The sequence below is a fragment of the Photorhabdus cinerea genome (assembly GCF_011189575.1).
GTDB lineage: Bacteria > Pseudomonadota > Gammaproteobacteria > Enterobacterales > Enterobacteriaceae > Photorhabdus > Photorhabdus cinerea.
Window position 1 is genome coordinate 20,206 of record NZ_PUJW01000004.1, and the last position, 15,455, is coordinate 35,660.

A 15,455-nucleotide genomic window follows, 5' to 3' on the forward strand; every position below is an offset into this window, starting at 1 on the left:
TTCTTATAAAGAATTTTAGGTAAAAATTAGAATTAACATATTAACAATGAAGTTATGTGATTATATATCAATAGAATAATTAAAAAAACAGGATGATTATTTATAAAAATGTGTAAGACTAATTCAGGGGTGATTATTTATAAATAACCGGAGAATTATCCTATTAATTACTCCGGTTGCCGTTTTATTTCAATTAAATAGAATTATTAATCGACTTCTACTATTTTAGGCTTACCTTTAATGGTTGATGTAGAACCGATAGAGGCGAAAATAATGCAAAATAGGGCCAGCCATTGAGTTGTCGTTAGATGTTCATTGAGGAACGTAATACCAGATAAAGCGCCGAGGGCGGGTTCAAGACTCATCAAGGTACCAAATGTTTGTGCGGGTAAACGGGTTAGAGCAATCATTTCTAATGTGTATGGGAATGCAGTAGACAGAATAGCGATTGCCAGTGCCAGAGGCATAATTGACATATCAAATAACAGTTCTGGACCCGTTTGTATTAGTCCCACAGGGAAAAATATTAAGGCAGCGATAAATGAACCGACAGAAACTGTTGCTGCTCCGTAACCTGCCCCCGCGCGTTGGCCGAAAATAATATATAGTGCCCAACAAACACCAGCACTGAGTGCATAAATAATCCCCACGGGATCTAATCCATTAATATTATTGCCAATCGGTAACAGGAAAGCCAAACCAGCGATAACCAGCGCAACCCAGAGAAAATCTATTGGCCGGCGTGATGAGAACATAGCTACGGCTAATGGACCGGTAAACTCAAGAGCAACGGCAATACCTAAAGGAATCGTCGTCAGTGCCATATAAAACGTATAGTTCATTGCTCCGAGCGCAATGCCATAGGTAAATAGTGGCATAATTGAATCTCGGCGGAAACGCAGACGCCAAGGTTTAAAAATAAGAAATAGAATGATAGTTCCAAGACCCAGTCGTAAAGCAGTAACGCCGGGTGCGCCGATGACTGGAAACAGCATTTTGGCAAGAGAAGCACCGCTCTGAATTGACGTCATGGCAAGTAATAATAGGATTACCGGTATTAACGGAAAAGCACTCTTTTGGAGCTTGGAAGAAGACATCCGGACAAAACCTCAATGAAAATCAAGTGATCTGGTTGGTAATTTTCTCAGTGAAAGGCAGATAACTCAATAGGTTTGAGAAATATAATTTTAAGTAAATACTGTCCATTCATTAGATTATATTATATAAAATAGTAAAATTATTTTTCAGTATTGGGGGATCATTCTCTAAAAAATCAAATAGCATTATGAAATGTTGTTAACTCATTGATGACTGATAATTAATTCCTTTATTATTTTGATTTTACTGGAATTAATTTTCTAATTTATATTATCTCTATACATAAATGAGTTGTATAATAGTTATGTCAATGTATAATTATATTTTTTACAGTAAATATAAAGTAACAGGGACTTAGATAATGAAAAGTATTGCCGTTTATTGTGGTTCAAGCCTCGGTATATCTGAAATATATAAAGAAAATGCCATTATCTTTGCGAAAGAACTAGTTAAGCGTGAAATTACTTTAATTTATGGTGGGGCCAGTGTAGGCATTATGGGAACTGTTGCTGATACTGTGCTGAAAGAGGGCGGTAAAGTTATTGGTGTTATACCAACATTGTTGGAAAAGCGTGAAATATCACATAAGAACCTAACGGAATTATACATTGTCGAGACTATGCATCAGCGTAAAAGTAAGATGATTGAATTAGCTGATGCTTTTGTTGCTTTACCTGGTGGCTTTGGTACGTTAGAAGAGTTCAGCGAAGTATTTACCTGGAGCCAGATTGGGTTGCACACTAAGCCCTGTGGTATCCTGAATATTAATAATTTTTATGATCCGTTGGTTTCTATGATTAATAGAATGGCCGATGAAAAATTTTTGCATGAAAAATATCGGCATATGGCAATAATCGAACAAGATCCTGTCACCTTACTTAATCGTTTTAACACCTACAAAGCGCCATCTGTAAAAACTTATTAATGATCATTTTATAATAAAAATGCCGCCCACTTTTATGAAAAAGGGAGTTATTTAGAAGGTAGCAGAATAACGGAAATTAATCTTTGATTGAAATGGGAAATGTTACATATTTAAATAAACCATTCCTGTTGAGGAAATATTAATTTGAATATTTTCTACAGGAATGGTTGTTAATATAGATTATTAAATATTAGCTTACAATAGTATATTCTACTATTGGGTTATTACCAACGTCTGCTGTATAGGACAGATGTAAATCATCACCTTCATAATCTGTTGATATTGAATAGCTGCTGCTTCCAATCAGAGGATTATTCCATGTAATATAAATGCTATAGATTTCGCCTTTGCTATCTACAAATACATAAGTACAGCGTCCTGAAACACCACTAATGATACTATTTGAGTCGCTTCTCCAAATAGCTTTTCCAGGAGTACTATCATTGTTTCTATTAATTACTTGGGGAGGAAGAGTTGTCCACTCACCTTGATCTAAGCGAATAGAATCTTGGATAAGTTTGAGTTTATATTCTGATTTATTAGTTACTTTTGCAATAACACTGATTGGTGCTTTTAATGAAATTGCTTCGATTTCTGACATGGTATTACCTCTTGTGATTAATTCTAAAAATATGTTTAAAAAATACCAAGATTTAAATTTAACCTATTTGATTAGATAAATATCTTGAGTGGAACCGACCCATTAGAATTCCGTTTCATAATTTTCCCTTAAAGTTAATTTATTTGTATTTGGAACTTCTTATTCACTGCTGTAACCATTTGCATTATAGTTAGTGATAATTCTTATCTATTTTAAATGCTAAAAAGACAAACTATCTATTAACTATACAAATAAAAACTTTTCTTAATTTCGGTGTTTTTTAAAGATACCTTTTATTTGAGATGAATGTCAATTTTTTTACCCTTTAAGTTTTATTATAAAATAATAAGAGATTAATTATATTTTTATACTTAAAAACATAAATATAGATGATAAAATATATCTATGTTTTTAATAATTTATATACAAAGTGATTGTAATGGAAAACAAAATTGGGTTGCCAGGTTTATGGTTAATTAATAATTATTTTATTATTTATCGAACATGAATTTGCAATTTTATTGATGAAATGTTAATGCGTTGTGATGTTGAATGAGTATAACTTGGTAACAAACTGTATTTATTTGACACAACGATAATCATATACACTAATTTGATAATTCCTGGTTATTGCTTATAGGTTTATTTACTTATTGATTAAGAGAAAATTATATAATGACCCAAGATTATATTCACTGATGGTATTATTACATGTTTGATAAAAATTCCAGAAAAAGGGAATTGCTGTAAACGCAATATCATCAATGCTTAATATTGGGAGAATGAATGATATTTAGCTATTTATTTTACTTATTGTTTTAATTAAGGATTGCGTTTTACGTTAAATTGAAATCACATTATGGTATGGTTTTATAATTTACAATATCAATAAGCAAGGAACTTCTCGCTATTCTGTTAAAAGTGAAAATTAAAGTTTTTCATCATTACTGGATTATTCTATTGATGAAATTTTGGGGCAGTAATTCTGTTTCAGAATTAAGTTATATGTCAGCGGGAAGAGGGTAGTAAATTGTATTAAAATGTAATTTCATACCTTTTTTGTCGACAGGGAAATTTCGGTTTAATTATAGACGACTGTTTTAATAATGTGTACGCTGTGTCCATGCAAATGAACATAAACCCCCAAGATATCCGTCAGCACATTCTAGAAATCGCTCAACAAATTATTGGGTGTAAAGGTTTTGTAGCGGTTGGAATCAATAAAATTTTGAAAGTGTCAAGGTTGTTAAAAGGCTCGTTTTGTTATTATTTTGCGTCAAAAAAGGTATTTGGCGCTGCTATGCTTGAAGATTACTTTACGCATTATCTAGAAAAGGTGAATACATCATAGCGCGCAAGGAGTGGACTGCTAAGGAAAATCTAATGCAGTATTGGTAGGGGGGGAGCCTTTGGGAGACGGTGCTGTATGTGGGCAAAGTGTCTGGCAGTTAAGTATGGCGCTGAAGTGAGCTGGATCAGGGCTGGTATGAAATGAGCCGCCAGCTTGAGTACAAGCAGCGCTGGCGAGGTGGTCAGGTGATAGCGGCCCTCACCCGCCTGAGTCACAAAGTGAGAAGGTGGGAGTAGTGGATGTCAAGAAGGTGGGTTGGATTGTACTGCTGAAGAAATCTTTCCATTGGCTGAAACCTTATTCCAGATTTGGTTGGGAGCCAGTCTGATGGCTAAGATCAGGGAGAGTAGCGCACCGTTACAGAATGCTTTGGTGACTACGAAGCGATTGCTGGATGCATAAAAGATAAAAACACTGTTGGAGATATCACTATTCATCAGTGTTTTTTTATACCTAAGAGTTAGATGACTAGTCTACTTTTAGGATATTTCGATGATATTGACGTTATGTTGAAGGAGAATATGAATGTTTCAAACGCAACAAATAAATCGCCGTATCGTACTAGCTTCACGTCCGCATGGTGCTCCCTCATCCTCTAATTTTCGTCAGGAACAGCAACCTATTCCTGAAATTAGGGAGGGGGAACTTTTATTGCGTAGTGTTTTTCTTTCGCTGGACCCTTACATGCGCGGTCGTATGAATAATAAAGCCTCTTATGCTCCACGGGCAGAACTTGATGATGTCATGGTTGGTTCAACGATAAGCCGGGTAGTGTCTTCAAATCATCCGGGATATCAGATTGGTGATTGGGTATTGGCGGATGGCGGTTGGCAGGATTATGCCATTTCCGATGGTAGTAATCTTACCAATTTAGGGCAATCTCCTTCTCACCCGTCCTATACATTAGGCGTGCTGGGTATGCCTGGCTTTACTGCTTATACGGGGCTATTAGATATTGGTCAACCTAAAGCAGGTGAAACATTAGTTGTTGCGGCTGCAACGGGTCCGGTAGGGGCAACAGTTGGTCAAATCGGTAAGCTCAAAGGCTGTTACGTCGTTGGTGTCGCAGGTGGTACAGAAAAATGCCGCTATGCTATTGATGTGTTAGGGTTTGATGCTTGCCTTGACCACCATGATCCAGACTTTGCTGACCAATTGAATAGTGCTTGTCCTAAAGGTATCGATATTTATTTTGAAAACGTGGGTGGCAAAGTGTTTAACGCAGTTTTGCCGCTGCTAAATACCTTTGCTCGCGTTCCGATTTGTGGGATGGTGTCTCTCTACAACGCGACCCGTGTTCCGAAAGGGCCAGATCGTTCGCCTTTGTTAATGGGGCAATTGTTACAGAAGCGAATTCGAATGGAGGGGTTCATTATTTCTGATCATTATGCTCGGCGTTTTGATGAGTTCTGGCGTGATATGTCCGCTTGGCTCGCTGAGGGGCAGATAAAATACCGTGAAGAGATAGTGACAGGTTTGGAAAATGCTCCAGAGGCGTTTATTGGTCTGTTACAAGGCCATAATTTCGGCAAATTAGTTGTCCGTGTTGGCCCTGATAATTAAATCCTGCGAGGAGAATTAAAGGGGATATCACGCCGGATATTAGCTATCGTATCTTGCAAGCAAGTCTTTGAGCTGGAAGAATGCCTCGAGTTGCCCGGGGCTTCTCTACAATAAAATAAGAAATTGAATTCTCCGTGTAATATCTGGCTGTGTTATCCCCTAAAAATTTATAAATGAGCAGATATCGAAAATAATCTTGATAAACTGCCTATAAGATATAGAAATTATTTTGACCAACGAATTAACAGAAAACATCAGCAACCATTATATATTCAGTCTAAAAATGATCTTTACCAGATTGTGATAAGTGATAGTCATAATTTTAATGATTGGTTATATCTGCGTAGTGCATTATGGCCTTTGGCATCAGAAAAAGAGCATTACGAAGAAATGAACTTGATTTTAGATTCTGATAATCAAGTCGCTTTTATGATCCAATCTGGTACAGATGATTGTTGCGGTTTTGCAGAGGCTTCACTGCGCTTTGAATATGTAAATGGATGTCATTCTTCACCCGTAGCTTATCTTGAAGGGATCTATATTACCCCGGAATTCAGGAGGAAAGGTTTGGCAACCCAACTTGTTACACGTATTAATAGTTGGGCTAATGATCATGGATGTACTGAAATGGCATCTGATACCGATATAAATAATGAAGAATCACAGAGTCTTCATTTATCACTTGGATTTATGGAAACAGAGCGGGTGGTTTTTTTCAGAAAATCAATTAAATAGGTATAAATGAAGGGGGTAAAAGTTTGGTTATTAAGTTAGTAGGAATACTGATTTGTACTGCGCTGTGTGGTATGTGTATTGTTTTCTTACATTCACAACATAACCCTATATTGCGCCTTTGTTAGCTCAAAGAATGCTCAAAACTTCCCGCGACCTCTTACTCTTGTTGTGGCATAATGCGCCGCTATCGATTTTTCCGATTTCCCTTTTGTTTCTAATTTAAGAGCGAATGCTGTGTTAAGTACAAACAACATCACCATGCAATTTGGCAGTAAACCCCTGTTTGAAAACATTTCTGTCAAATTTGGTAACGGTAACCGTTATGGTCTGATTGGCGCTAATGGTTCTGGTAAATCCACTTTTATGAAAATTCTTGGTGGCGATCTGGCACCAACTGCCGGCAATGTCAGCATGGACCCCAATGAGCGTATTGGTAAACTGCGTCAGGATCAATTTGCCTTTGAAGAGTTCACTGTACTGGATACAGTGATTATGGGGCACACGGAATTGTGGCAAGTGAAACAGGAACGTGACCGTATCTATGCGATGGCAGAAATGAGTGAAGAAGATGGCTATCGTGTTGCAGATTTGGAAGTAGCCTATGGTGAGATGGATGGTTATAGTGCCGAAGCGCGTGCCGGGGAGTTGCTGCTGGGTGTTGGTATCCCGGTGGAGCAGCATTATGGCTTGATGAGTGAAGTGGCTCCAGGCTGGAAATTGCGTGTATTGCTGGCTCAGGCACTGTTTTCTAATCCTGATGTTCTGTTATTAGATGAGCCAACTAACAACCTGGATATTGATACTATTCGTTGGTTGGAGCAGGTGCTGAATGATCGAGACAGCACCATGATCATTATTTCCCATGATCGTCACTTCCTAAATACAGTCTGTACTCACATGGCAGATCTTGATTACGGTGAATTACGTCTATTCCCCGGTAATTATGATGAATATATGGTTGCCGCAACTCAGGCGCGTGAACGTTTGATGGCTGATAATGCGAAGAAGAAAGCACAAATTGCGGAGTTGCAGTCTTTTGTCAGCCGCTTCAGTGCTAATGCTTCCAAATCAAAACAAGCGACTTCCCGTGCCCGTCAGATTGATAAAATTCAATTGGAAGAAGTTAAAGCATCTAGCCGTCAAAATCCGTATATCCGTTTTGAACAGGATAAGAAATTATTCCGTAATGCTCTCGAACTGGAAAGTTTGACTAAAGGTTATGACAATGGCCCTCTGTTTAAAAATCTCAGCCTTTTGTTAGAAGTTGGCGAGAAAATGGCAGTTATTGGTGCTAACGGCATAGGTAAAACGACTTTCCTGAAAAGTCTGGTTGGTGAAACAGAACTAAACAGTGGCACGGTTAAATGGTCTGAAAATAGCAGCATTGGTTACTATGCTCAGGATCATGCCTGCGATTTTGATTGCGACCTGACGGTTTTTGACTGGATGGGCCAGTGGAAGAAAGAAGGTGATGATGAACAATCCGTTCGCAGTGTACTGGGGCGTTTATTGTTCGGTCAGGATGATATTAAGAAGAAAGTTAAAGTATTATCTGGTGGTGAAAAGGGTCGGATGTTATTTGGCAAGCTGATGATGCAACAGCCAAATATTCTGGTAATGGATGAACCAACAAACCACCTGGATATGGAATCCATTGAATCCCTGAACCTTGCTCTTGAATTGTATAAAGGTACTTTGATATTTGTTTCTCATGATCGGGAGTTTGTTAGCTCATTAGCAAGCCGTATTCTGGAAATCAAATCTGATAAAGTCGTTGATTTTAAAGGTACTTATGATGAGTATCTGAGCAGTCAGGGAATTATTGGGTAATATCCTTGTAGAATAGCGTGCCGCGGTTCAGATAATCGGGGCACGTTATTTCCATCTACGGGTGGATTAACAACTACACACTTCGCAATTTGGATCTTTAAGTAATTTAATATTGCGAAATTGCATCGTCATGGCATCAAACAGTAAAACCTTTCCGCTGTTTATCTTACCGTATCCGGTAAGTAGTTTGATGGCTTCCATGGCCTGCAATGTACCGATGGTACCTACCAGTGGTGCCATAACCCCCATTTCTACACAAGTTAAATTGTTTTCACCAAACAGCCTGCTCAGGCAACGGTAGCAAGGGGAATCCGGCTGATAAGTAAATGTTGTCAGTTGTCCTTCCATGCGGATCGCTGCCCCAGAAATCAGTGGCATTTTCTTTGCTAGACACAGGCAGTTTAGTTGCTCGCGGATTGTCACATTATCAGTGCAATCCAATACCACGTCATTCTGACCGATAAGTTCCTCCAGCGCTTGATCTTCTAGTAATGCATTAACAGTTTTGATTGTGACGTGTGGGTTTATTGCTTGAAGAGTTATTTGTGCTGAGTGTACTTTGGCCATCCCAATACGCTCGTCTCGATGCAGGATCTGCCGTTGTAGGTTTGAGAGAGAAACAGTATCAAAATCCAGCAGTGTTATTGTTCCCACACCTGCGGCTGTCAAATACTGGGATGCTGCGCAACCTAAGCCACCAGCACCGACTATCAGTATCTTCGAAGATTTCAGTTTTTCTTGGCCGTCAAAATCGAACCCTCGCAGCACAATCTGACGGTTATAGCGTAGGGTTTCTTCGTCTGTCAGTTCAATGGCCATTATTCGTTTTTTAGTAAGTGATTGAACAATTCGATTTCGACATTTTCGCCAGCTTCTACCCGTCCACGTTCGCGTTCCAGAACAATAAAGCAGTTACCCAAACTGAATGAACTGAATATATGAGAGCCTTGATGCCCTGTAGTACGGACTTCCAATTCCCCTTGTTCATTCACTGAAGCAATACCGCGTTGGAAATCTGTTCTTCCCGGTGTCTTTTTCAAGGGTGTAGTGACCTTAGCACGGATACGCATTGGGGGGTGCCATGCGGTAAAACCAGACAGGCGGGCGATTAAAGGTTGAACCAACTGGTAGAAGGTGAGGACGGCTGAAACCGGGTTGCCGGGCAAACCACAGAACCAGGAGTTTTTTAGTTTGCCGAAAGCAAAAGGTTTGCCCGGTTTTATTGCCAGTTTCCAGAAACTGATTTCTCCCAATTCATCCAGAATTTGTTTGGTGTAGTCTGCTTCACCTACAGAAACGCCGCCACTGCTGGTAACTAAATCAGCTCCTTGATCCGCTATTTCAAAAGTATTGCGCAGTGCTTCGGGGGTATCTGCAATAACACCTAAATCAATTATGTCGCAATCCAGTTTTTCCAGCATTAAGCGAATGGCAAAACGATTGGTATCATAAATTTGGCCCTCTTTAAGCGGTTGACCGATAGCTTGCAATTCATCACCGGTGGAGAAAATAGCAACTTTCAATTTGCGGACCACTTCAACTTTGGCAATTCCCAAAGATGCAATCAGTGGCAATTGAACGGTGGATAATTTACTGCCTGCCGGTAGTACCACCGCACCTTTAGTCATATCTTCGCCTGCCAAACGGATATTCTGGCCTGGTTTGGCTGGTTGAGTGAAAATGATACCGTCAGCCGCAATTTCTGTGTGTTCCTGCATAATGACAGTATCAGCACCTGTAGGAATAGGCGCTCCAGTCATGATTCGGATACAGGTTGTCGCTGGCCATTCTCCTTGAAAGGGGGTGCCTGCCAAGGCTTTTCCTGCCAAAGGTAGTGGCTTATTACCGTTTAAATCGGTATAGCGTACTGCATAACCATCCATTGCTGAGTTAGCAAAAGGTGGAACATTAATAGGAGAAATAATATCTGTAGCAGTAATGCGTCCTGCTGATTGGCTAAGGCTGACGGTTTCTGTGTCAGTCAGTGGTGTCGTTTGCGCCAGAAGTTTTTCCAGCGCTTGTTCCAAAGAGATCAATTCAGAGGTATGACAGTGATCCATAATGATACTCCCAGATAGCATTTTGTAATTGCATCATTATGGCAGAGATCATCGTATGTGTTAGCGATATTTAACTTTGGTGAGGTTTCATTTGCTCCATAAGCGCGGCGATATTGGTATTGGTTACCCAAAACGCCGCAACATGTGACAAATACATAAAATATTGCGATTAACCTGATATCTTGGAGTTTGCTGTTGTAATAGTCAGGTTAAAAAGCCGGTGGAGTCTATAAAGTTTGGCCGCATTCAACTTTTATGATCTGTCCTGTCATTGCTTCTGCTTTTAATAACATCAAGGTGACTTCTGCAACATCTTCTGGTGTTGCGATTCGTTCTAAAGGCAAATGGGTACAGAGCATCTGCATTTTTTCCTCTTTTCCTTTCCACCATCTTGTTTCGACGGCTCCAGGTGCCACGCAGTTAACCCTTACCGATGGAGCAAGTGCCCGAGCTAGGGATCTTGTTAGTCCGTGAACCGCTGATTTGGAAACTGCATAGGGAATAGAAGAACCAAGGCCAGTTTCGCCAGCGATACTCCCGACATTCACGATAGCACTCCCTGTCCTTGCTTTAAGATAGGGGGCTGCATACCGGCAGCAATGAAATGTGCCTTTCACATTAACATCGACAATGGCATCCCAAATATCATCAGAGATAGCCTCAAGATCTTCAAATTGAAGTTGCCTTGTTATCCCTGCGTTATTAACTAGATAGTCAATTCCATTAAATTTTTCCACGACAGTGTTTATCATGGCTTTTACTGCTGATTCGTCGGCAACATCCGCTTTTATTGCTATGGCTTGTCCCCCGTCCCTAATAATAGATTCGGTTGTTTCCAACGCCTCAAGTTCACTTTGTGAATAGATCACTGCTACAGCCGCACCTTGTTTTGCTAGCATAATACTGATAGCTCGTCCGATGCCAGTTCCACCGCCAGTAATAATTGCTGTCTTACCTTGGAATTCTTTATGCATAAAAATCTCCTCAATAATTTAGTACGTAGTTTGACGAATCATACCTCTCCTATAGACAGGCTTGCCAGTATCATTATGGAACTATTAGATAGAGGTCTAGTTAATATTACGTTGTAAAGGCTCGATGTGATTTTATGTGGGTTCAATTTAACAAGAGGTGAATTTATAGTGCAGAACCTGAGAAATAATATATTTTGCTATTTCCAGTACTGTAATTCATGGCTTACTTGTTCTTTAATTATAGGCAGAAATAATTTACGTTCTTTGATTGGAATTTTGTTGGCTAAAAGTGTCAATTATATTTGATTTTTGTTATAATTTTATAAAAATAAATTAAAAAATAATGCCTTTCGTCACTATGAGCAATACAACATCTTCCCAACTTAGCCACAACTCTCAGGCTTTCCATATCGCAATGAGTGGGTTTTTAGCACTGGTTGTCGCTATGGGGATCGGGCGCTTTACCTTCACGCCTCAAGTTCCTTTAATGATTGCAGAATCTCAATTGAGCCTGACCGGGGCGGGTATCGTCGCGGCTTTTAACTATTTGGGTTACCTAGCGGGTTCCTATGACGCGATGCGGGCGCACCGATTTATTGAATACCGACTCTGGACAGGATTATGGGGAGCGGTGACCATTACGTTGTTTTCTGCGCTGTTAGATGGTCCGGTATTACACAGTATCGCTCGTTTTTTTATCGGCTGGGCTAGTGGCTGGACATTGGTACTGGCGGCGGCATGGGTCAATGAGCAGCTAGCCGGATTAAACCGTCCTGCGTTGGGGGCTGCTGTATTTGCAGGACCCGGAGTGGGGATATTTATCAGTGGTATCCTTGCGGTAGGTATTCAAGCATGGCAATTGAACGCTGCCGAAGCATGGATACTGTATGGCATTTTAGCGCTGATTCTTAGTGTTTATATTAGTCGGCATTTCCCTCGTCGCGGTGAACTACACCGTTCGCAGACGGAGGTGAAAAAACTGATTTTGACACCTGCAATTAAGCGATTGATATGGAGCTACAGTTTAGCGGGATTTGGTTATATTTTACCTGCCACTTTTCTTTCACAAATGGCAAGTGAGCGCTTCTCCGGCAGCTTGTTTGCCCAGTTTGTCTGGCCGATATTTGGTGCCGCTGCGGTAATCGGCATTGGTTTTGCTATTTTGACTCGTCATATGCTGACAACCCAAATCCGGCTGGCGATCACCTTATGGATTCAGGCGGTAGGTATTCTTATGTCTGAGATTGTGCCGGGAATCGGTGGTCTGGCATTAGGATCTTTGCTGGTTGGTGGTGGTTTTATGTGCGTGGTGCAAATGGGGTTTCAGTATGGACGTGAATTAGCGCCAGAACATAGCCGTTATATGGCCGGATTATTAACCACCGGATACGCTATCGGGCAGCTTGTTGGGCCAATGTTGTCAGCGGTTTCTACTGCGATAACCGGAAAATTGGAACCAGCGTTGTATGTCGCATTAATTGCCTTGGTCATTGCTGGGTTATTGGTTTGTAACAAGAATAAACAGACCAGTGAAGAGCGTGTGTAAAAAATTCATACGATGATGAAAAGCAATCACTGGATAATCACCACGTGCTCATTTACAGTGTATGAAATAGTTACCAATGCGTTGTGATTACCTTGTTGTGGTACCCATGATTCAAACATCAATTTTACTACCCGCCAGATGATGGAAAGTAATATCTTTGGAGAAAATAATGTCATCCCTAAGTAAAGAAGCTGAGCTTGTGCATTCGGCGCTGGAAGCTCGTGGTCTTGAAACTCCTCTGCGTGGTCAGGTGTTGGCACCGGAAGTACGTAAGGTGCGGATTGAGGAGCATATGACGGAAATTATGAAACTGTTGAATCTTGATCTAAGTGATGACAGTTTGGCGGAAACTCCCAGCCGTATTGCAAAAATGTATGTTGACGAAGTTTTTTCAGGGCTGGATTACAGTAATTTCCCGAAAATCACACTGATAGAAAACAAAATGAAAGTGGATGAAATGGTGACCGTGCGTGATATCACGTTGACCAGTACCTGCGAACACCATTTTGTGACTATTGATGGTAAGGCTACTGTTGCCTATATTCCAAAGGATAAAGTCATTGGATTGTCTAAAATTAACCGCATTGTGCAGTTTTTCTCGCAGCGCCCGCAGGTACAAGAACGCCTGACACAACAGATTCTGATTGCATTACAAACACTGCTTGGTACCAATAATGTCGCAGTATCTATTGATGCGGTCCATTACTGTGTGAAGGCGCGAGGCATCCGTGATGCAACCAGTACCACGACAACAACGTCCCTGGGCGGTCTGTTTAAATCCAGTCAGAATACCCGTCAGGAGTTTTTACGCACGACTCGCCATTTGTGATTTCTATATAATAATAGGGATATCAGAATGACTCGCCAGAGAATTGATACATTGGATAGTATTCGTGGTCTGGCGATTCTGGGGATATTGTTACTCAATATCTCTGGTTTTGCTTTGCCATCTGCTGCTTATCTGAACCCGGAATATAATGGCTCGGCTTCTTCATCTGATTTGCTTATTTGGTCTGTGCTCAGCATTTTTGCTCAGGGAAAATTCCTGTGTATGTTTGCCTTCTTATTTGGTGCAACATTGGAGTTACTACTGCCAAGGGGCAAAATCTGGAATTATCCTCGATTGTTCATACTCGCCCTGCTAGGGGGGGTACATGGCATTTTGCTGTGGGATGGTGATATCTTGCTCCCTTACAGTTTGGCGGGTTTTTTCAGTTTTTATCTGATTAGCCAAAATAACGCCAGCAACAGATTGTTTATGAAAGGCGCTATTTTTTATTTGGTTGGATTAGTGCTGTTATTTATTCTTGGGTTTTTATCGAGAGGCGAATCTAATAATAATGGCTGGCAACCGACGGAATTCCATGTGCTATACGAAACATTCTGGAAAACAAGTGGTGGCTGGCTGGCAATAGAAGAACGTTTCAATCAAGTCATATCGATGATGATCATGATGTTTGCTCAGTATGGCTGGCAGCTTATCGGCATTATGTTATGCGGGGCGGGATTAGTGCGTAATGGCTGGCTAAAAGGTGAGTTCTCAGTGAACCATTATCGAAACGTAGCGTTATTGCTGATACCACTTAGCGTCGCCATTCAGATACTTTCTGTGGTAATCCAATATGTTCATGACTGGGATTACTTTTGGTCAGGTATTGTCGGCTATATTCTTTCCGAGTTGGTAATACCTTTCCAGGCATTGGGTTATATGGCTCTAATATATGGCTTTTGGCCGGTGATTTCAGGTTGGCGAATTAATTATTGGCTCAGGCAGGTTGGACGAATGGCTATGAGTAATTATTTACTGCAAACCTTAGTCTGCACAACGCTGTTTTATCATTTTGGGTTGTTTGGCCAATTTAGCCGCTTGGAGTTACTTGCATTTATTCCTCTCATCTGGGCGGTGAATATTCTTTTTTCATGCTGGTGGTTACGCCGTCACCAACAAGGACCGTTAGAACGGTGCTGGCGTGATGTTACGGCTGCATTGGTCCGGCGCTCTTAGGCTGGGCTTGGTCCATTTCGTGTAACTCTTCCGGGGCTATTGCCGGATAACCCGTTATGCCTTCCGGTACTTTGTGCGGAGCAGGGATTGGGATCAAAGGGCCTAGGAAGCGAGGCTCACGTTTCAGAATATAAAGATCAGTCAAGGCACCAAGACGAGCAATTATTTCGCGTAACCGAACGGTGATCATATTTTTGGGTGTAGAAACCGCATAGCACTGAGCGGCAATTCCCATATGTATAGCGATAAACAGAGCCCGTTCGCAATGGAATCGTTGAGTGATAATGGTAAAATCATTGGTATCAAAAACCTTACGGGTTCTGACGATTGAATCAAGTGTTCTGAAACCAGCAAAATCCAAAACGATGTTTGCAGCAGGAATACCCGCTCTTACCAAATCCCTACGCATGGTTACCGGTTCGTTATAACTTTGCTGGGCATTGTCGCCACTTAGCAACAGATATTTGATTTTGTCACTGTTATAAGCATTCACTGCTCCCTGAATACGGTACATATAATACTGATTGGGTGCGCCAGAGAGGTAATATTTAGAAGTACCAAGCACCATACCTACTTCACGTTTAGGAAGTTGTTTGAGGTCATCAAAGATATAGGGAGCTGTTTTCCAACTAATCCAGCGGTCTAGTGCAATGGCTGTCAATATCAGCATCCCTGTGATGAATAACAGATTAATTATCAGGCGCTTCCACATGCTTTTGCCTTTATATACATCAATGACTGAATTCAATAAAGGCTACTGTACCTGA

Annotated in this window: 15 protein-coding genes; 9 read left to right on the plus strand and 6 right to left on the minus strand. The window is 40.7% G+C overall.

Annotated features, from left to right (window positions below; genetic code table 11):
- Positions 1 to 206 precede the first annotated feature (206 nt).
- Positions 207 to 1,097, minus strand: coding sequence for a threonine/homoserine exporter RhtA (gene rhtA, locus C5469_RS04790; RefSeq protein WP_166303077.1), 891 nt, complete (start codon positions 1,095 to 1,097; stop codon positions 207 to 209).
- Between the two features lie 362 nt (positions 1,098 to 1,459).
- Between rhtA and C5469_RS04795 the strand changes: the two genes are divergently transcribed.
- Complete coding sequence (locus C5469_RS04795) at positions 1,460 to 2,023, plus strand: LOG family protein (protein WP_166303080.1); 564 nt, start codon at positions 1,460 to 1,462, stop codon at positions 2,021 to 2,023.
- Positions 2,024 to 2,213: 190 nt separating this feature from the next.
- On the opposite strand, the gene C5469_RS04800 is transcribed toward C5469_RS04795, so the two are convergent.
- Positions 2,214 to 2,624, minus strand: a complete 411-nt coding sequence (locus C5469_RS04800) for a toxin (RefSeq protein WP_166303083.1) — start codon at positions 2,622 to 2,624, stop codon at positions 2,214 to 2,216.
- A gap of 1,117 nt (positions 2,625 to 3,741) precedes the next feature.
- Between C5469_RS04800 and C5469_RS04805 the strand changes: the two genes are divergently transcribed.
- The 5 genes from C5469_RS04805 (at position 3,742) to C5469_RS04830 (ending at position 8,103) form a co-directional block, all read left to right on the plus strand.
- A complete protein-coding gene (locus C5469_RS04805; RefSeq protein ID WP_166303086.1) occupies positions 3,742 to 3,975 on the plus strand; it encodes a TetR/AcrR family transcriptional regulator in 234 nt (77 codons plus the stop codon).
- Positions 3,976 to 4,230: 255 nt separating this feature from the next.
- Complete coding sequence (locus C5469_RS04815) at positions 4,231 to 4,377, plus strand: hypothetical protein (protein WP_166303089.1); 147 nt, start codon at positions 4,231 to 4,233, stop codon at positions 4,375 to 4,377.
- A 123-nt stretch (positions 4,378 to 4,500) separates the two neighbouring features.
- Positions 4,501 to 5,538 (plus strand): NADP-dependent oxidoreductase, encoded by a 1,038-nt coding sequence (locus tag C5469_RS04820; protein ID WP_166303092.1) that lies wholly within the window; start codon positions 4,501 to 4,503, stop codon positions 5,536 to 5,538.
- Positions 5,539 to 5,835: 297 nt separating this feature from the next.
- A complete protein-coding gene (aac(6'), locus tag C5469_RS04825) occupies positions 5,836 to 6,273 on the plus strand; it encodes an aminoglycoside 6'-N-acetyltransferase (RefSeq protein WP_166303577.1) in 438 nt (145 codons plus the stop codon).
- 234 nt (positions 6,274 to 6,507) lie between these two features.
- A complete protein-coding gene (locus tag C5469_RS04830; RefSeq protein WP_166303095.1) occupies positions 6,508 to 8,103 on the plus strand; it encodes an ABC-F family ATPase in 1,596 nt (531 codons plus the stop codon).
- 66 nt (positions 8,104 to 8,169) lie between these two features.
- Here C5469_RS04830 and moeB read toward each other — a convergent pair whose 3' ends face one another.
- The 3 genes from moeB to C5469_RS04845 all read right to left on the minus strand — a co-directional run bounded on the left by moeB (position 8,170) and on the right by C5469_RS04845 (position 11,137).
- The gene (gene moeB, locus C5469_RS04835; RefSeq protein WP_166303098.1) at positions 8,170 to 8,922 is read right to left on the minus strand and encodes a molybdopterin-synthase adenylyltransferase MoeB; all 753 of its coding nucleotides are present in this window, start codon (positions 8,920 to 8,922) and stop codon (positions 8,170 to 8,172) included.
- Positions 8,922 to 10,163 carry a molybdopterin molybdotransferase MoeA gene (gene moeA, locus C5469_RS04840; protein WP_166303101.1) on the minus strand — a complete coding sequence of 414 codons (1,242 nt, stop codon included), beginning with the start codon at positions 10,161 to 10,163 and terminating at the stop codon, positions 8,922 to 8,924. The genes moeB and moeA overlap by 1 nt, the downstream gene beginning before the upstream one ends.
- Before the next feature lie 227 nt (positions 10,164 to 10,390).
- Complete coding sequence (locus C5469_RS04845) at positions 10,391 to 11,137, minus strand: SDR family NAD(P)-dependent oxidoreductase (protein WP_166303103.1); 747 nt, start codon at positions 11,135 to 11,137, stop codon at positions 10,391 to 10,393.
- Between the two features lie 358 nt (positions 11,138 to 11,495).
- On the opposite strand from C5469_RS04845, the gene C5469_RS04850 reads away from it, so the two are divergent.
- The 3 genes from C5469_RS04850 to yeiB all read left to right on the plus strand — a co-directional run bounded on the left by C5469_RS04850 (position 11,496) and on the right by yeiB (position 14,688).
- Positions 11,496 to 12,683 carry a YbfB/YjiJ family MFS transporter gene (locus tag C5469_RS04850; protein WP_166303106.1) on the plus strand — a complete coding sequence of 396 codons (1,188 nt, stop codon included), beginning with the start codon at positions 11,496 to 11,498 and terminating at the stop codon, positions 12,681 to 12,683.
- A 169-nt stretch (positions 12,684 to 12,852) separates the two neighbouring features.
- On the plus strand, positions 12,853 to 13,512 hold the full coding sequence (gene folE / locus C5469_RS04855; RefSeq protein ID WP_166303110.1) for a GTP cyclohydrolase I FolE: 660 nt from the start codon (positions 12,853 to 12,855) through the stop codon (positions 13,510 to 13,512).
- 27 nt (positions 13,513 to 13,539) lie between these two features.
- Positions 13,540 to 14,688: a DUF418 domain-containing protein YeiB gene (gene yeiB, locus C5469_RS04860; RefSeq protein WP_166303113.1), complete on the plus strand. Its 1,149-nt coding sequence runs from the start codon at positions 13,540 to 13,542 to the stop codon at positions 14,686 to 14,688.
- Here yeiB and sanA read toward each other — a convergent pair.
- The gene (gene sanA / locus C5469_RS04865; RefSeq protein ID WP_166303115.1) at positions 14,660 to 15,400 is read right to left on the minus strand and encodes an outer membrane permeability protein SanA; all 741 of its coding nucleotides are present in this window, start codon (positions 15,398 to 15,400) and stop codon (positions 14,660 to 14,662) included. The genes yeiB and sanA overlap by 29 nt on opposite strands.
- Positions 15,401 to 15,455: the final 55 nt, after the last annotated feature.